General features: G+C 58.9%; 18 protein-coding genes. 6 read left to right on the top strand and 12 right to left on the bottom strand.

Annotated features, from left to right (window positions below):
• Positions 1 to 30 precede the first annotated feature (30 nt).
• From HYI44_RS20795 to HYI44_RS20785, 3 genes are all read right to left on the bottom strand, one after another.
• Positions 31 to 1,431: a Rieske 2Fe-2S domain-containing protein gene (locus HYI44_RS20795; RefSeq protein ID WP_225570371.1), complete on the bottom strand. Its 1,401-nt coding sequence runs from the start codon at positions 1,429 to 1,431 to the stop codon at positions 31 to 33.
• Between the two features lie 123 nt (positions 1,432 to 1,554).
• Positions 1,555 to 2,553 carry a fumarylacetoacetate hydrolase family protein gene (locus tag HYI44_RS20790; RefSeq protein WP_225570370.1) on the bottom strand — a complete coding sequence of 333 codons (999 nt, stop codon included), beginning with the start codon at positions 2,551 to 2,553 and terminating at the stop codon, positions 1,555 to 1,557.
• On the bottom strand, positions 2,550 to 3,251 hold the full coding sequence (locus HYI44_RS20785) for an SDR family NAD(P)-dependent oxidoreductase (RefSeq protein ID WP_225570369.1): 702 nt from the start codon (positions 3,249 to 3,251) through the stop codon (positions 2,550 to 2,552). The genes HYI44_RS20790 and HYI44_RS20785 overlap by 4 nt, the downstream gene beginning before the upstream one ends.
• Before the next feature lie 139 nt (positions 3,252 to 3,390).
• Here HYI44_RS20785 and HYI44_RS20780 point away from each other — a divergent pair, with 139 nt between their 5' ends.
• Together HYI44_RS20780 and HYI44_RS20775 are read left to right on the top strand one after the other, a co-directional pair.
• Positions 3,391 to 3,789 carry a Zn-ribbon domain-containing OB-fold protein gene (locus HYI44_RS20780; protein WP_225570368.1) on the top strand — a complete coding sequence of 133 codons (399 nt, stop codon included), beginning with the start codon at positions 3,391 to 3,393 and terminating at the stop codon, positions 3,787 to 3,789.
• Complete coding sequence (locus HYI44_RS20775; protein ID WP_225570367.1) at positions 3,789 to 4,979, top strand: thiolase family protein; 1,191 nt, start codon at positions 3,789 to 3,791, stop codon at positions 4,977 to 4,979. The genes HYI44_RS20780 and HYI44_RS20775 overlap by 1 nt, the downstream gene beginning before the upstream one ends.
• 9 nt (positions 4,980 to 4,988) lie before the next feature.
• Here the strand turns inward: HYI44_RS20775 and HYI44_RS20770 are convergent, their stop codons facing one another.
• From HYI44_RS20770 to HYI44_RS20745, 6 genes are all read right to left on the bottom strand, one after another.
• Positions 4,989 to 5,774: an IclR family transcriptional regulator gene (locus tag HYI44_RS20770; protein ID WP_225570366.1), complete on the bottom strand. Its 786-nt coding sequence runs from the start codon at positions 5,772 to 5,774 to the stop codon at positions 4,989 to 4,991.
• An 87-nt stretch (positions 5,775 to 5,861) separates the two neighbouring features.
• Positions 5,862 to 7,448 carry an MFS transporter gene (locus HYI44_RS20765; RefSeq protein ID WP_225570365.1) on the bottom strand — a complete coding sequence of 529 codons (1,587 nt, stop codon included), beginning with the start codon at positions 7,446 to 7,448 and terminating at the stop codon, positions 5,862 to 5,864.
• 39 nt (positions 7,449 to 7,487) lie between these two features.
• Positions 7,488 to 8,372 (bottom strand): fumarylacetoacetate hydrolase family protein, encoded by an 885-nt coding sequence (locus HYI44_RS20760; protein ID WP_225570364.1) that lies wholly within the window; start codon positions 8,370 to 8,372, stop codon positions 7,488 to 7,490.
• Between the two features lies 1 nt (position 8,373).
• Complete coding sequence (locus tag HYI44_RS20755; RefSeq protein WP_225570363.1) at positions 8,374 to 9,324, bottom strand: VOC family protein; 951 nt, start codon at positions 9,322 to 9,324, stop codon at positions 8,374 to 8,376.
• A gap of 70 nt (positions 9,325 to 9,394) precedes the next feature.
• Complete coding sequence (locus HYI44_RS20750) at positions 9,395 to 10,153, bottom strand: SDR family NAD(P)-dependent oxidoreductase (protein WP_225570362.1); 759 nt, start codon at positions 10,151 to 10,153, stop codon at positions 9,395 to 9,397.
• 51 nt (positions 10,154 to 10,204) lie between these two features.
• Positions 10,205 to 10,441, bottom strand: a complete 237-nt coding sequence (locus HYI44_RS20745) for a ferredoxin (RefSeq protein WP_225570361.1) — start codon at positions 10,439 to 10,441, stop codon at positions 10,205 to 10,207.
• Positions 10,442 to 10,565: 124 nt separating this feature from the next.
• Here HYI44_RS20745 and HYI44_RS20740 point away from each other — a divergent pair, with 124 nt between their 5' ends.
• From HYI44_RS20740 to HYI44_RS20725, 4 genes are all read left to right on the top strand, one after another.
• On the top strand, positions 10,566 to 11,828 hold the full coding sequence (locus HYI44_RS20740) for an MFS transporter (RefSeq protein WP_225570360.1): 1,263 nt from the start codon (positions 10,566 to 10,568) through the stop codon (positions 11,826 to 11,828).
• A 26-nt stretch (positions 11,829 to 11,854) separates the two neighbouring features.
• The gene (locus HYI44_RS20735) at positions 11,855 to 12,175 is read left to right on the top strand and encodes a 2Fe-2S iron-sulfur cluster-binding protein (RefSeq protein ID WP_225570359.1); all 321 of its coding nucleotides are present in this window, start codon (positions 11,855 to 11,857) and stop codon (positions 12,173 to 12,175) included.
• A 20-nt stretch (positions 12,176 to 12,195) separates the two neighbouring features.
• Positions 12,196 to 13,431 (top strand): NAD(P)/FAD-dependent oxidoreductase, encoded by a 1,236-nt coding sequence (locus HYI44_RS20730; RefSeq protein WP_225570358.1) that lies wholly within the window; start codon positions 12,196 to 12,198, stop codon positions 13,429 to 13,431.
• Positions 13,432 to 13,515: 84 nt separating this feature from the next.
• A complete protein-coding gene (locus HYI44_RS20725; RefSeq protein ID WP_225570357.1) occupies positions 13,516 to 14,349 on the top strand; it encodes an oxidoreductase in 834 nt (277 codons plus the stop codon).
• 33 nt (positions 14,350 to 14,382) lie between these two features.
• Here the strand turns inward: HYI44_RS20725 and HYI44_RS20720 are convergent, their stop codons facing one another.
• Genes HYI44_RS20720 through HYI44_RS20710 form a run of 3 tightly spaced genes read right to left on the bottom strand, consistent with a single transcriptional unit; the run spans position 14,383 to position 16,869 of the window.
• Positions 14,383 to 14,739, bottom strand: a complete 357-nt coding sequence (locus HYI44_RS20720) for a nuclear transport factor 2 family protein (protein WP_225570356.1) — start codon at positions 14,737 to 14,739, stop codon at positions 14,383 to 14,385.
• Positions 14,740 to 14,762: 23 nt separating this feature from the next.
• Positions 14,763 to 16,070 carry an MFS transporter gene (locus HYI44_RS20715; RefSeq protein WP_225570355.1) on the bottom strand — a complete coding sequence of 436 codons (1,308 nt, stop codon included), beginning with the start codon at positions 16,068 to 16,070 and terminating at the stop codon, positions 14,763 to 14,765.
• A 10-nt stretch (positions 16,071 to 16,080) separates the two neighbouring features.
• Positions 16,081 to 16,869 carry an SDR family NAD(P)-dependent oxidoreductase gene (locus tag HYI44_RS20710; RefSeq protein WP_225570354.1) on the bottom strand — a complete coding sequence of 263 codons (789 nt, stop codon included), beginning with the start codon at positions 16,867 to 16,869 and terminating at the stop codon, positions 16,081 to 16,083.
• Positions 16,870 to 16,965: the final 96 nt, after the last annotated feature.

The raw sequence follows: 16,965 nt of genomic DNA, 5'->3' as shown, positions 1-16,965 counted from the left end.
ACCGCGATCGACCAGACCCGAACGATGTTGTTACTTGTCGTCCGAGGCAGTCATCAGCTCGTGCCAGTACAACCACCAGTGCCACTGGGTATCGTCTTTGGTGAAGCCTTCGTTGACGATGCCCGGGCCGGGCCAGCCTTCCGGTGCGCCGGTTTCGAAGACTGCCTGATACTTCATGGTGCTCTTGCGGCCCATTGCGCCTTTGGCGGCCAGGGTCATGTGCGGCCAGGTATCTGAGTCATCCTGTTCCACCATCCCGGACGTGCCAAACAGCTGGATGGTCTGCTTGAGCATTTTTTCGCGCAGTTCCGGGGAAGCGTCTTTCTCGGCAAACACCCAGTTGACGAACTCAAGCTTGTCCGGCCCTTGGGGTACGTAAGCGTGCAGCGTCATCGAGCCAACAACAGTGCCGTCAGGCTGTGGAATGTAGACGAAGCCGAAGAGGATGTTCGGAAACATCCCGCCGACTTGCGGTGGCATGCTGGTGAGCACGTTCAACTGACCTTCGGTCAGGTTGCGAGCCAGTTGCTCGACCATGTCGGCAGTCATGCCGGCAGGCGGCAAAGCTTCCAGTTTTTCCTGGACAGTCAGCTCTGCCGGATCGAGACCGGTCAGACGTTTGATCTTGCGTGCCAGATCAATACAACGAAGGGCGTGCCCGTGCGGCGAGCTGATCTCGACCCCGATCATTTCCGGGCTGAGGTCGGCGGTTTCTCCCTCACCCTTCTTGGCATAGTTACCGACTTCACCCAACCAGCGGTGCAGGGTCAGCGTGTGGAAACCATCGGCCGCCGATTGCTCACCGGCCGTTTTCCAGTTGGCATTGACGATGAAGCGCTGCGGTGGGCCGAGCACTTCCATGCCCTTGTCGGAGCGGCAGAACAACATGTCGTAATACCACTTGGCATCACCCAGGAACTCGTCGAACGACGGCCCATCGATGTTCCAGGTAGCGAACACCAGGCCGCCATACAAGGTGACCCGAGCCTTTTTCAGACCCAGCTCTTCCTTGGGCAGCATCTTGCCATGCATGCACTCACGCTCGACAGGCGAGCCCACAAAATCGCCGTTCGGGCGGAAGGCCCACCCGTGATAGATGCATTTGTGTATTTGCGTGTTGCCGCAGTCGGCGGTGCTGATGCGCATCCCGCGGTGTGGGCAGACATTGAGGTTTACATAGACCTCGCCCTCCTTGCCACGGGCAACGATGACCGAGTCGGAGCCCAGGTCCCGGACCATGAAGTCGCCAGAGTTGGGGATTTCCGACTCGTGACCCAGGAGTACCCAGATCTTGCCGAAGATTTTTTCCATCTCCAGCTCGTAAATTTCGCGGTCAGACAACACGCGCATTTGTACTTCACGGGTGGAAGGGTAGATAAGGTCAGAGACCTTGGTTCCATCAGACAATACGGGGCTTGTTGTTGTTAGCATGATTGCCTCCTGATCAGAGCGTCACGACAGTGGTCGCGAGGAAATATAAGACACTTTCTCTGTTTGTGTACATAGAATTCACTGGGCACTTGTAAGCGAATTCTTCCGACAATGACCTGACCGTCACGCCTGGCTTGATGCCTTGCCCGCCTGGGTACGCAGCACACCGATGCCATCGATCTCCAGCTCAACCACATCGCCAGGTTTCAAGTAACGTAATTGTTCAAGACCGCAGCCGTTTCCGACCGTGCCAGAGCCAAGAAACTCGCCGGGGTACAAGGTTTCCGAACGGGACACATGGGCTATGACGTCTTCAAAACTCCAGCGCATGTCGCGGGTATTACCTCGCCCCCACTCTTCCCCGTTGACCCTGGCCACCATATTCAGGTCGTACGGGTCACCCAGTTCATCAGCGGTCACCAGGCACGGCCCCATGATGTTGGCCGTGTCGAAATCCTTGCTCTTGGCCGGACCGAGCATGCCGGGCATTTCCAGCGCCTGGGCATCGCGCGCGCTCATGTCGTTAAAGATGGTGTAACCGACGATATGCCCGCGGGCATTTTCACGGCTGATGTCTTTGCCACGCTTGCCGATGTAGCAACCAAACTCCAGTTCGAAATCCATCGCCCGACTGAAACCGGGCCACTGGAACTCGTCGTCGATACCGATCACGGCGAAACGGTTGCCTTTGTAGTAGATGGGCTGCTTGTTGAACGTCTCGATCACCCGGTCGTCGGCGCGCGTGTTCATTGCTTTCAGCGTCGCCTCCGGGTCATCGGTTCTGAGCGCGCGGGCACGGCGAGCCGCGGAGAAGGCCTGGCGCAGGTGCAATTCGAAGCAGGAGCAGTCGCGCATCTGCGGGGGTGGCTGGATCGGTGCGCGCAATTTCACGCTGTCACGCTCAAGCACGGCTGCCGAGGGTGCCTTGGCTACCATTGACCGGGCTAACTCCAGCGCTGGCTCTCCCGCCTCGACCAGCGCAAGAATGCTGGTCAACGCGACACTGTCGCGACCTTCCAGCGAGCGATAAGCGATTTGCAGGTCGAGCACCTGCTGGTCTCGGTTGAGCAAGGCCCCCGCGCGGTCGAAACCCTGCGCATCGGTATATGTCACCAGCCTCATACGCGGCCGCTCACAGGTACGAGCGCACCGGTGACCGCTGCGGCTTCATCGGATAACAGGAACGCCACCACCGCCGCCAGCGCGTCTGTAGTGACCCAGCGGCTGCTGTCGGCATCGGGCATGTCAGCACGGTTGGCCGGGGTGTCGATAATACTGGGGAGCACGGCGTTGACGGTTACGCCACGGTCCTTCAGCTCTTCGGCCAGCGCTTCGGTCAACCGGGCGACACCGGCCTTGGAAGCGGCATAAGCGCCCATGCCTGTCGCGGCTTTGATCGAGGCCAGCGCGCCGATGTTGACGATGCGTCCTGCTTTGGATTCCAGCAAATGCGCCAGCGCTGATTGGGAACTGACTACTGCAGTGCGCACATTCATTTGATAGAGCCGATCCCAAGTCAGCAAGTCGCCGCCTTCCACAGTTTCCCAGGCAAAGCCGCCCGCGACATTGACCAGACCATCGATACCGCCCCATTGCTCTGCAATACGGGTAAATGCCGCGCTGGCCGACTCGCTTGAAGTCAGGTCGACACCGCCCAGGCACAACAGGTTTTCCGTGGCCAGCAAAGCGCTTGGCGCCTCGTTCCGATCCAGTAGCGCGACCCGGGCGCCACGCGCAAGCAAAAATGTGCCCAGTGCGCTGCCGAGGGCACCAAACCCGCCGGTGACGACTACCCTCTTGTCCAATAATGATTGGAACATTGCGACTTCCTCTTATTGTTGTTTTACGACGCGAACGGTCGATTCGCGCCTTCACCAGGATTAATATATGACACTTTTAGAAAATATGTACAAATGATACCGTATGACTTCAAGTCAAACACTCACCTGCGGAGCGCTGATGCCTAGAAAACTGCCTGCACTCAACGCCGATAACCGGGCCTTTTGGCAAGGCGGCGAACAAGGCGAATTGCTCATTCATCGCTGTTCAGCCTGCACCCGGTATTTCCACCCGCCTGCCCCGCTCTGCCCGCACTGCGCCAGTTTCGACGTGGCGCCACAGCCGGTATCCGGAAAGGGAAAGGTGCTCAGTTACACCGTCAACTATCAGCCCTGGGCGCCTGAGCTTGACGTGCCCTACGTGGTAGCGATCATCGAGCTGGTTGAACAATCCGGCCTGCAGTTCGTGAGTAACGTGGTGGGCATGCCGGTGACGCAGGTGCACATCGACATGCCAGTGCGCGTCAGCTTCCTCAATATCGAGGATGTGTGGTTGCCTCTGTTCGAAAAGGATCAGTGATGTTCGATCATCGTTATGAGAAAGACGTGGCCATCACCGGTATCGGTCAATCAGAAGTCGGGCGACCCTCGAGCAAGTCAGCAATGCGCCTTACCCTGGATGCCTGCCTGGAAGCCATCGCGGACGCGGGCCTGCAACGCAGCGACATCGACGGCGTAGCCTGCTGGCCGGGTGACAACAACAATGGCGACGCGTTTTCACCGGTGGGTCCCAGCGCCTTGAAGAGTGCGCTGGGGCTCAACGTCAACTGGTTCGGTGGCGGTTATGAAGGTCCTGGCCCGTTGACGGGTGTGATCAACGGGGCAATGGCGATTGCGGCGGGCTTGTGTAAACACGTGCTGGTATTTCGCACCATCACCGAAGCCTCGGCGCGCCTGGTCAACAAACAGGCGGGCGCTCTGACCAACAAGACCCAAGGTCGCGACAGCAGTTACGCCTGGCAATGGTTCACGCCCTTCAACGTGCAGTCGGGCATCAACTTGATGGCTTTGTACGCCCAACGCCACTTTCATGAGTACGGCACCCGCCCTGAGCAACTGGCGCAGGTTGCCCTGACCTGTCGCCGCAACGCCATGCGCAACCCCAAAGCGCTGTATCGCACGCCCATGAGCATGGACGACTATATGGCCTCTCGGATGATTTCATCCCCGCTGCGCATGTTCGACTGCGACGTGCACTGCGATGCCTCCACTGCCATTGTCCTGTCACGTCGCGATATTGCTCAGGACCAGCCACACAAGCCGATCCGTATCGAAGCCATGGGGGCAGCGTTGAACCAGCCATGGTCTTGGGATCAGATATCACTGACCAAGATGGCCGCCTTCGATGTCGGCGAGATGATGTGGGCGCGCACCGACTACACCCCGCAGGACGTCGGATCGGCGCAGTTGTATGACGGATTTTCGATTTTGACCCTGATCTGGCTGGAAGCCTTGGGCCTGTGCCCCACCGGCCAAAGTGGTGCATTCGTAGAAGGCGGTACGCATATTGCGCTGGATGGCAGTTTGCCGATCAATACCAATGGCGGGCAACTTTCCGGCGGGCGCACCCACGGCCTGGGTTACGTGCACGAAGCCTGTCTGCAGCTATGGGGCCGCGCCGAAGGCCGACAAACCAGGGAACATTCCGTCAGTACAGTGGCAGCAGGTGGTGGCCCGTTAGGGGGCAGCCTGCTGCTGGTCCGCGAGTAACACCGAAGCTTAGTACAGTACGCCGGCCACTTCACTGCAGAACTCGATCAGCGCCTTGCCCAGTTCGGCGAGGCCCTGTTCGTCCCTTTGGCCACGGAACATCACCGCCGACACAGTGAAATCGATGCTGTTGGACGGTGAGTAGACCGGTGCGGCGATCGCCAGAATACCCCCGGAAAAATGCCCGTCGTCCAAGGCCCAGCCACGCTCTGCCGCAGTTCTGACTTCTTCACGGTAAACCTCGAGCGGCAGTGGCTGTGCCCAGCGAATGGTCTCGAAGCTGCGCTGCACTTCCGGGTCGTCCAGGTCAATCTGCGTGGCAAACAAGCGCCCGCTGGCGCCCATCAGAATCGGCAGGCGCTGCCCTTCGGCCATATCAATACGCACATCCGTGGGACTTGCAGCGGAGCTGACGATGACGATGCGGTCAGCGCTCATTTTGCGCCACAGGGTAATCGTTACCCGCTGGCGTGCGGCCAGGTTCTGCAACAGCGGTTTGGCCATCTGCACGCGATGGCCTTGGGTCACCAGTTGTTCAACCAGCCGCGCCAACCCCAGGCCTACCGAGTAGCGCTTGGACATAGAGCTGAAGTCGACTACTTCCTCCTGCACCAGGGTGCGCAGGATGTTGAAGCAGGTGCTGGGGTTGATTTTCAGTTGTCGGGCGATGTCCACGGATCGTTCCGGTGTGCCCACCTGACTGAGATAGCGCAGGATGCGAATTGCATTGGAAACGGGCTTGACGAGGGTCGCGCCGGCCGCCTTGGTGCTGTCGTTAACATCAGAGAGGTCCATGCCCGATCCCGTCACTTTAAAGTACGGTCATTCTAGCCTGAGAATGAATCAACACGGAAAAGTTTTATCTGGGAATTTTCGAACGTTTTACGTGGTGTGTTTCAAGGGTGGCTGGTAGATCAATCGGCGGGTTTGCAGATCCTCACGGCGAAAACATTCAAGTACCTGCTCTTGGGCATGATCCGCTTGCGTTACCCGAGACTGCTGGCGCAAGTAGTCAAGCCAGGATTCGACAATGAAACGTTCGCTGTAGAGTTGGTCAGCCGACATGTCGCGGTACAGGCGCCAGTTTTGCGCACCGTTGCGGCGTCGCGCCTTGCCGACAGCGTACACGGCACTGAGAAAGGCATTGCGTTCCGGCTCGCGCACCTGATACACGATTTCCACCGATACCGGACCGTCGGAATGGGAAACACCGCCGTTCAGCTGCAGCGAATCGGTCAACTGAACCTCGGCAAAATCGGATTCCTGGCCCAATTCCACATAATCGTTACGGGTCAGCGCGATACCCACCAGCAGCAATAGTGCCGATAACAACAAGCTCTCGGTTAACCCAAGATATTGCGCCAACGCGCCCCATAACGCCCCCCCGGCGGCCATCGCGCCCATCAGGATCAGCACGTACACCGACGCGACCCGCGCGCGAACCCAGTTGGCGGCGTAAGTCTGCACCACGGTTGAAATGGTCGCGTTGACTGCCATCCAGCCAAATCCGGCCAGCAACATCATTGCGCAAACCGTATAACGGTTGTGAGACAACGCGGCGGCAAGGCTTGCCAGAGCGAATGTAACGGAGCCGCACATCAACAGATGACGCATGCTCCAGACCCGATACAAACGCGGCAAGCTGAGCGCCGCCAGCACTGCACCAGTCCCCAGAAATGCCATCAGCAAGCCATAACCCCCGGCGTCCATGCCCAATTCCTGCTTGGCCACCAGCGGCATCAACGCCCACAAAGCACTCGCGCTGCTGGTGAATACCAACACCTGTTTCATGGCGCTGAACAGAACCGCCGAATGCCGGATGTAGCGCAAGCCGCTGCGCATACCACCCGTCAAGGTTTCGGGCGGCAAGCCAACGACGGGTGGATTACGCGCCAGGGAAAACAGAAAAAGCAGCACCACTAGCATGCACAGGGCTATCACCAGGAACACCGATGTGGTGTTCCAGTATGCAATCAGCGCACCGGCCAGCGCCGGCCCCAACGCTCGGGTGGCGTTGATGGAAATGCCGTTGAGGGATACCGCGGCCGGCACCTGATCCCTCGGCAGCACGCCAACCATAGTCACCATCCACGCGGACATACCCAACGCACTGCCGGTGCCCAATACAAAAGTAAACGCCAGCAGTCCCCAGGTTTCCAAATTCGCGCTATAAGCCAACAGGCAAAGCACCAGCGCTGCGAACAGCATGATGCACTGGGTAATGATCAGCCAGCCGCGGCGGTCTACCCGATCGGCGATCACCCCGCCGGGGAATGCGAAAAGGAAGACCGGCAAGGTCACGGCGGTCTGCACCAGGGAGACCATGACCGCCGATGTCGTCAACGTGGTCATGATCCACGCTGCGGCCACGGTCTGCATCCAGATCGCCATATTGACCACAGCGGCTGCCAGCCATAAGCCGCGGAACGCGCTGTTGCGAAACGGCGCCCACGCCGAACCCTCGCTCATCATTACTCCTCAGCGTTTTCGCCGAACAAAATCAGGGGATTACGGAGCCAGTGGCTGGCCAAGTCGCCCGCGTGCTCGCGCGGGACTTAGCAGGCGAGGAGCTGCAATGGTATTACGCAGTCGACCAATGCCGTCGATGTGTGCTTCGACCCGGTCACCCGGCTGCAGGAAACGCCCGGTTTCCATAGCTACACCGTGGCTGGAACCGGTAAACACCAAGTCACCAGGACGCAGCCTGATACGTGCATCCAGATAGTTGAGTAATTCATCCAGGGGGAAAATCATCTGCCGCGTATTGTCATGCTGGCGCAATTCATCGTTGACGCTCAGGCGCATCTCTAGCGCGGGCTGGCCTGCGATACCCAATTCATCGGCCGTCACGATCCACGGGCCGACCGGCGTCGTGCGGTCCATGGCTTTCTGGGTCAACAGGTCCAGCCGGCCAATCTGTTTGCCGGCATCCCTTGCACTTATGTCGTTGCCTATCGTGTAACCCAACAGGCAGTGGCTGGCGTGCGGCTCATCCAGCAACGGTCGGCCTACCACTGCGACCAGTTCTACCTCGTAGTCGAGCTGGCAGGTCAGCGGCGAGTAATCGATCTCGTCAGAGGCACCCACCAGCGCCGACTCGGGTTTCATGTAAGCCAGCGGGTGTGCTGGTGCTTCGCTGCCCAAACGCTTGAGGTGGCTGAGGTAATTGAGGCCCACACCAAATACCCGAGCGCCCGGCTCCAGCGGCGCAAGCAGACGCGCCGCCGACAAGGGTAGCCATTCGCCCACCGGGTCGAGGGCGTCTGCCACAAGATCTGCATGCAGCCCGGCCCAGTGAAGGAACGGCGCACGGACCCTGCGCAGTTGCTCGGTTCGGGCATCAAGCAATGCCCAGAACGCTTGCCCGGCCACCTCGACTCGCGCCAGGCGCATGTCAGTGTTTGGCCAGGTAGGTCGGCAGATACTCGGCGTCCAAAACCTCTTCTGGCGTCTTGACGCTGGCCCCGAGAATCGGGCCAACCATTTCATGGCCCCACAGGCTGAGTTTCTCCGGGTTCAACTCATAGGGATCGCCTTGCCATGGCTCGATCTCGGCGATGGTCTCGAAAGCAAAGCCGGACGGATTGAAATGGTAGAACGACAGGTGCGGATCCTGGGCATGTTGGCCGAGGGTCATCATCATCGGCAGTTCGCGCTGACGCACGATGTCGTAGGTTTCACCGACATCACGGACATTGCGCACAAATAGCCCGACATGCTGCACGCCCATGCGTCCCGGCCCGTGGCCGTAGGCAATGTCATGGCTGGTGTGATGGTTGAGTTTCGACCGGAAGAAACCGGTTCGCCCTTTGCCAGCGCCAGCGCCATACCAACTGAAACCCATGACGTTGAGCAGGAAGTCTTCCAGCTCCGGCGTGTAGTCCGGGGTGATCAGTACCACATGCCCCGCCCCTCGCTCGTCGGCAAGAAAACCGCTGTGCGGGCGGCCGGGCTGGAAGGAACGCGGCATCCATTTTTGCCCGTAGAAAAGCTCGTGCTGATAGCCGACCGGATCGCGGAAACGCACCAGTTCGCGTACTCCTCGCTTTTCGCACAGCTCTGCATCGCCACGGCTGTAGTCGACATTGGCCGCCGCCAGCTTCTTGATACCGTCTTCAAACGCCATGCGCCCTACCGCTTCCCAGCCGATATAGGCAATTCGATCAACTTTGCCGGGGTGAAACGCGAAGCGATGACGGCGATCATCAATCTTGAAATACAGCGACTGCGGATCACTTTCGGGGTTCTTGCCGATACCAAAGCCCATTACCTGCGGGCCGTATTCCCGCCAGGCCTCAAGGTTGGGGGTTTCAAAGCCCATGTAACCGATACCGATGATGTCCACGTCATTCACCTTGTTATTGTTCGAGATGATGAAAAAGAGCCGGTCGCTCCGGCCTGGGGCGCAGCGCGTACTAGATTGCCAACAACCCGCCGTCGATTACAAAGTCCGAACCGGTGATGAACGAGGCTTCGTCCGAAGCAACGAAAACCGCCATCGCCACCACTTCCTCAGGTTCGCCTGGGCGGTCCATCAATACGCCATCGAGCAACATCGCGCGCATTTTCGGGTCTTCCAGAAACGGCCGGGTACCCGGCGTCGCGACAAATCCCGGGCTCAGACTGACGGCACGGATGCCGAATGGCGCACCTTCAACAGCCAGTTGGCGAGTGAACGAAACCACTGCGCCCTTTGCCGCGGAGTGGGCGCAAATGCCGGCAACTTTCGAACCGCCCCACGCGGCGGTAGACGATACGTTGATGATCACCCCGCGCTGTTCGGCCAAGTGGTGCCAGGCATACTTGGTTGTGTAGAAAAGCAGGTCGATCTCGTTGCGCATGGTGTACTGCCAATCTTCGATCGACAATTCGCTGACCAGGCCGAACCGTGCAGCGGATGCATTGTTGTAAAGAATGTCGATGCGCCCGTGCTCGACAACGGCGGCATCGATCCACGCCCTGGACTGTTCGTGATCGCCCAGGTCCACCGGTGCCGAGCCGTACAGCGTAAAACCCTCTGCCCGCATCAACTGGGCCGTTTCTTCATGGCCTTCGGCGACGACGTCGCAGCCCACAACAATCGCCCCCTCACGGGCAAACCGCAGTGCTGCAGCCCTTCCCTGCCCGCCGCCGGTACCGGTGATCAGCGCGACTTTGTTCTGTAAACGTCCCATAAGCACATCCTCAATTCAGTGGGCAACACGTTGCGCTTGCTGCTTTCGCTGTCAAACGGCTACGTCTTCTGAAGTGATGGGCTCAAGCCAGATCGCCTCCGCCGGACAAGCGGCGGCACCTTCGCGGGCCTCCTCTTCAAGTTCCGGTGGCACAGCGGCGTTGTCGAGGTAAACCAAACCATCGGCGTCAAGTTTGTACACGCTTGGGCAGATCGCGGCACACAACCCGTAACCACAACAGCGGCTACGGTCCGCCACGGCTTTGAATTGCGCTTTTTCTGAACTCATTTTTTTCTCCTTTATCAGGTTCAGCGTCGGCAAATTATGAACACTTATTTATTTTATGTGCAATTAATTTTTAACGCAGATATGCTGATACTGGCTCAACAAAACCTATAAGGAAGCCGATCCCATGCATCCGTCCAAAAGCGAAGCGGCCATTGATCCGCTGGAATTTCGTCAAAGCTGGAAAATCCTGATTCTTTCGGTGGCCGGCGTAGCCATCAGCATCAACGCCGCCCTGCTGTATGGCTTCGGTACGCTGGTGGTGCCATTGGGTGACGCGTTTGGCTGGAGTAAAAGTGAACTGCAGGCGTGCATCACATTCCTGTTCGGCGGCGCAGTGGTCTCCCTGCAACTGGTGGGTTGGTTCAATCTGCGCTATGGCATGAAGCGCGTCACGGTTATTTCCCTGTTACTGTTGTCACTCGGCTACCTCGCGACGACCCAACTGACCCAGTCGATCTGGTCGATGTACATCGCCTTTGCGTTGCTGCCGATCGTCGGTATGGGCGCGCTGGCGGTGACCTGGACGCAACTTATCAGCCTCTGGTTTGATCGCAATCGCGGCCTGGCGCTGGCCATTGGTCTGTCTGGAACCGGCGTCACCGCTGCCACCATTCCCCGTCTGATGGCCTGGGGGATCGAACAATGGGACTGGCGCGCAGCGTTTGTGATCCTGGCACTGCTTAATCTGCTGGTGCTGCTACCGTTGATTCTGCTGTGGTTCAAGCTGCCAGTCGTTGCCGCTCAGCGCAGCGACGGTGGTGAGCTTGAGCAAATGCCGGGGATGGGGTTCCGTGAAGGCATGGGATCGCTGAAATTCTGGACATGCAACCTGGCCCTCAGCCTGGTGATTTCTTCGATTGTCGGCATGGTCACCAGCACCGTACCCATGCTGCAAGCTCGCGGTTTGTCGGCTTCGGACGCCGCCACCATTTTCAGTTGCTTCGGTATTTCGCTGATATTCGGTCGGATGTTGATCGGCTATTTGCTTGATCGCCTATGGCCGCCGGCAGTATCTGCGCTGAGCCTGTTACTGCCCGCCGTAGGCTGTTTCATCTACCTGAGCCCGACTGCCGAATTTGCCCCGCTAATGCTGGCGGCTGTGCTGGTCGGTTTTGGCGCCGGGGCTGAGTTCGATATTGCCGCATTTCTGATTGCGCGCTACTTCGGTTTGCGCGAGTACGGTCGTCTGTTTGGCGTCCATCAGGGCTTGAATACTGTGGCGTCGGCACTGGCGCCGTTGCTCTTCGCCTACATGCTGGCGCGAACCGGTTCGTACAGCGCGATGCTGGTTTACAGCGCCGCCTGCTGCATCATCGGCCCGCTTTTGCTACTGACCCTGGGGCGCGTGCCCCGCTTCAATGCGCAAACCCTTCCCGGCCAATCCTGAGTCCCCAACAAGAATCGGAGCAGACCATGCCCACACTGACCTTTATTGAACACAACGGCACCGCCCATCAGGTCAAAGGCGATATCGGCCAATCGGTGATGCAGGCCGCGACCTTCGCCTCGGTGCCGGGCATTCCGGCCGATTGCGGCGGTGCCTGCAGTTGCGCCACTTGCCACGCCTATGTCGATGAAGCCTGGCTGGGCAAAGTGCAGGCCGCCGAAGACATGGAGAACGACATGCTCGAGTACGCCTTCGAGCGCCGGGACAACAGCCGCTTGAGCTGCCAGTTGATCATCAGCCAAGAGATGGACGGTATGGTTCTGCACCTGCCGTCTTCGCAATTCTGAATGCGCTTGAAGGAGCTCGCATGACTCTCGCCTCAGTCGTTATTGTCGGTGCCGGCCAGGCCGGATTTCAGGTCGCTACTTCCTTGCGTCAGGAGGGCTATGACGGGCGCATTACCCTGATTGGCGATGAGCCAGGTTTGCCCTACCAGCGACCGCCTTTGTCCAAGGCCTATCTGCTCGGCAAGATTCAGGCGACCAATCTGTTGTTTCGCCCTGCGGATTTTTACACCACCCAGCGCATCGAGTTGCTGCATGACCAGGCGAGCGCGATAGATCGCCTGAATCGGCGGGTAGTGCTGGCCTCCGGTGCTGCGGTCGCCTACGACCATCTTGTATTGGCTACGGGTGCGCACAATCGACCACTGCCGGTTCCCGGTGCGAACCTGCCGCAAGTGTTCGGCATAAAAACCCAGGCCGATGCCGATGCCCTGGCGCCACTGGCAAAAGAGGCGCGAAACGTGGTGGTGATCGGTGCCGGGTTTATCGGCCTTGAATTCGCCGCAGTGGCGGCAGCATTGGGCGCCAACGTGCACGTTCTGGAGCTGGGCGAGCGGCCCATGGCCCGGGCGGTATCGCGGGAAATGTCGGAACTGTTCCGCCAGGCCCATGAAGCCTGGGGCGTGCACTTCGACTTCCGCCAAGGCTTGAGCCGCATTGATGGCGACAACGGCAAAGTGTGCGCAGTGCAAACCGCTGACGGGCGCGTCCTGCCGGCGGACTTGGTGGTGTTTGGTATTGGCGTAATCCCTAACGCGCAATTGGCGACCGAAGCAGGTCTGGACATCGAGAACGGTATCCGGGTAGATGCCAGTCTGCTGACGTCTGACCCGCAGATATCCGCGTTGGGTGACGTTGCCAGTTTCCCTTGTCTGCAAATCGATGAACAGCACACCCGACTCGAGTCGGTGCAAAACGCCGTCGATCAGGGCCGCGCAGTCGCCGCTCGTTTGATGGGCAAGCCGGCGCCTTACAGCGCACTGCCGTGGTTCTGGACCGATCAAGGCAATCTGAAACTGCAAATCGCAGGCCTCTCCCAGGGCTACGACAGCACAGTGGTGCTCGGCTCTGTCGCAGACAGGCAAGCCTCGGTGTTGTGTTTCCGCAATGACCGCCTGGTGGCCGTGGAGTCCTGCAATCGCATGGGTGATCACATGGCCGCGCGCAAGATTCTCACCCGCGCGCCCAAGCTGACGGCAGCAGAGGCTGCCGGTGACGGTTTCGACCTGAAAGTCTGGGAAGCAGCCAATCGCGACTGAGCGGGTACGGACCTGTAACGCACGCAGCCGCGCCCGCCTCAGAGCTGACGCGGCTTTTTTTCGCATGACGAATGGAGCGATGCTATGAACAAAGTCTGGTTTATAACCGGTGCGACTCGAGGTCTTGGCGCTGCGATTGCCAAAGCGGCATTGGCTGACGGTGACCGGGTAGTCGTCAGCGGGCGGCGTATCGAAACGTTGGGAAGCGTTTTTGCCGAGTACGGCGAGCGTGTTCTGCCTGTTGCGCTGGATGTGACTGACGAATCACAGACGCTGGCTGCCGTAGAGAGCGCCGTTGCGCATTTTGGTCGCATCGATGTGCTGGTCAACAACGCTGGTTATGGCCAACTGGCGCCCTTTGAAGAGAATTTCGCCAGCGATGCGGACAAGCAATTCGCGACCAATGTGTCAGGTGTATTCAATGTCTGCCGCGCAGTACTGCCCGTGATGCGTCGGCAACGTAGCGGCCGGGTGTTTAACTTGTCTTCAATGGGCGGCATCGTGGGGATGGGCGGAGCGGCTTTATACTGCGCCTCAAAGTTCGCGGTGGAAGGTTTCTCCGAATCCTTGGCCCAGGAGGTGGCTCAGTTTGGCATCAAGGTCATACTGGTGGAGCCCGGCGTTTTTCGCACTGACTTCCTTGACCCCAGCTCGGCTGTTTTTGGCACACGTGGACTTGAAGATTACGCGGCCTTCACCGCCAAGGTCAAAGTCGCGTCGGCTGCTGGCAACCATCAACAAACCGGCAACCCGGCGAAACTGGGTGCCGCGCTGGTGCAGCTGGCCAACAGCGAAAGCCCGCCTTTGCGCTACGTCGCTGGATCCGACGCTTATCAGCAAATCAGCGACAAACTGACCAGAATGCTCGCGGAAATCGAGCATTGGCAGCAACTGTCATTCTCCACCGACGGGATATAACGCCGGAGCGCGCAGCCGATGAGCGGCGGTGCGCTACGACTGCTGATTGATAAAGTACCGCACCGATAACGTCCCTTCCTCGAATCGATACAACTCGATCGTCTCGATGCCTCCCTCCTGCTCGCGGAAGGCGTTGAGGTGATGACAGGCCGCTTCATGGCCATTGATGATGCATTGGCGCACTTCAACGCGAATTTTCGGTTGCTGCTGCGCCCACATGCCTTCCAGCACCTGCCAGGCATCGTGCTGTGGTTTGCCGACGTACTCGATACTCAAGCCGTTGGGCGAGACACTGCGGTAGTGACCAAAAAAACCCTGCTTGTCACCCCTGTTCCAGCAGTCGATCTGACCGTGCAGAAAGTGCTCGATAGTCTGTTTGTCCATACTCATGTCGGGTTCATCCTCGGGTAGGGTCAGGCGTGCTGCTGTTGCTGAAGGTCGCGCTGACGCGCCAGAAAGGCCGGTTCCATCCGCAGCCACAGCAAAATGGTCGGACCGATAATGGCGCAGCAGAAACAGCACACCAGTACCGCGGTATAGCTGCCATACACATCGTAAAGATAGCCGAACAGCATGGGCACCAAACCGGAAACGATGGTGATCAGGCACAGGTGCAACCCGAAAATTCGCGCGTAATCCTTCAGGCCGAAATAGCGCGCCATCAGGAATGCCGCCAGATCGAATTCAGCGCCGGCACTCGCGCCAATGCACAGGGTGGCCAATACCAGCAGCGGTATGTTCTGCGTCCCGCCAAACAGAAAGATCGCACAGCCCAGTGCAGGCAGCGCCAGGCTCACGGCGGACACCACAGAGGGCGAGTAACGGTCCAGAAGATAGCCCACCAGCAAACGTCCGCCTATGATTGAAATGCCGAAGGTGCTGAAGACCTGGCTGGCCTGCTGGGCGCTCAAGCCCTTGCTTTGCAGCATCGGCACCAGGTTGGTGACCATGCCGACGGTCAATGACACCGAAAGTATCAGCGCGACGTTGAACCCCCAGTACATGCCGGAGTGCACAGCTTGCTTGAAGGACATGCCGGTCAGTTCCGCAAGTGCTTTCTTCGTGGTGGTGTCCGCATTCGCGACTTGCGCCGGCATACGCAACCACATCAATGACAATGGCAGCGTGAACAGTAACGGCATTGCTGCCAAGGCAAAGAAACCGGCTTGCCAGCCATAAGCAGCAATCAGCCTCGACAAAAGCGGTGGCAGAATCATAGCCATCAGCCCGGTGCCGCACAGAATTACCGCCAGCGCCAGACCACGGTTGCGCTCGAACCACAGGTTGATCAGCTGCGTCCAGGTAATCGCAATGGTGCCGGCGCAAATGATCGGCATGCTGAAAAATGCCAGGTACAGCCAGCCAATCGACATCGACCCTTGGATCCGGGTGATGGCAAAGTACCCCACGATTTGTAGCACAATCGACACAATCGCCACTCGGCGCAGGCCGTAACGACGGTAGAGCCAACCGACCAGTTGCGTGGATATCGCGACCCCGGCAAACAGAAAGGTGATGGATGCCTGCAGGTCGCCGCGGCTCCAGCCGAAAGCTTGCTCCAGCGGAATGACCAAGGTGCCGAAGGCATACAGCAGCGCCGCAGTGATGCTGGTGCAAATGCCGAACAAACCCAGTATCACCACCCGCCAACCGTGCTTGAACTCAGAGAAATCAGTGCCTCCGTGTGCCGTGGTGAGGGTGTTGCGTGTCTTGGTTGTCATGACTGATTCCTCAATCGCCCTTGAGAATTTCTTCGACTTTGGGCAGTGCGATCATGGTGGCGCCGCCATCTACCAGCAGCGAAGTGCCGGTGATATAGGAGGCGTCGTTGGAGGTCAGAAACAGCACGGCATTGGCAATGTCGGTGGACTCACCCAAGCGACCCACCGGAAAATGCGCGGCAAGTGTATGCGGCAGGTCGTTGCCCAGGGTTTCCAGCATGTGATCGGTGCCGATCAGCCCGGGCTCCACCACGTTGACCAGAATATTCATGGCCCCGAACTCCACCGCCAGGCCGCGCGCGAAGGCATTCATGAATGCTTTGCTGGAGCCGTAGGCAATGAGTCGCGGGGTGTATTTGCGGTTGGCCTCCCCCGAAGAAATGAAGATAAGGCGGCCCTTGTCGACGGCTTTGGACAGGTGAGGCGCGCTGTCCTTGGCTAGCCAGAACAACGATTGAATATTGCTGCGCACGATGTGATCAAAGGTGTCATCGGCCATCTCGGCGATCAGTCCGTGACTGGTGTCGGCAGCACAATGCACCACGATGTCCAGGTTGCCAAAATGCCCGACGCCATCTTCCACCATTGATTTGATCGCCTCGCGATCGGCAATGTCGCCACCCACCAGGCAGGCTTCACCACCCAACGCCTTGATCTGTGCAATGGTTTCGTCGCCGTATCGAGCGGTGCGTGCCGACACAATTACCTTGGCGCCTTCCCTGGCATAGGCCAGCGCAATGGCACGGCCCATGCCTCTGCCGGCGCCGGTGATCAGCACGACTTTGTCGCGGAATTTCATGGTTATTCCTTATTGTTGTCAGGTGTCGAAGCTACTGATGCAGCGCATACTCCACCCTGTAGGAGCTGCCGAAGGCTGCGATCTTTTGAGCTCTAG

Source organism: Pseudomonas sp. Y24-6 (assembly GCF_020295325.1).
GTDB classification, from domain to species: domain Bacteria; phylum Pseudomonadota; class Gammaproteobacteria; order Pseudomonadales; family Pseudomonadaceae; genus Aquipseudomonas; species Aquipseudomonas gregormendelii.
The sequence above is the reverse complement of the archived record's forward strand: the minus strand, read 5'-3'. Positions and strand labels throughout refer to the sequence as shown.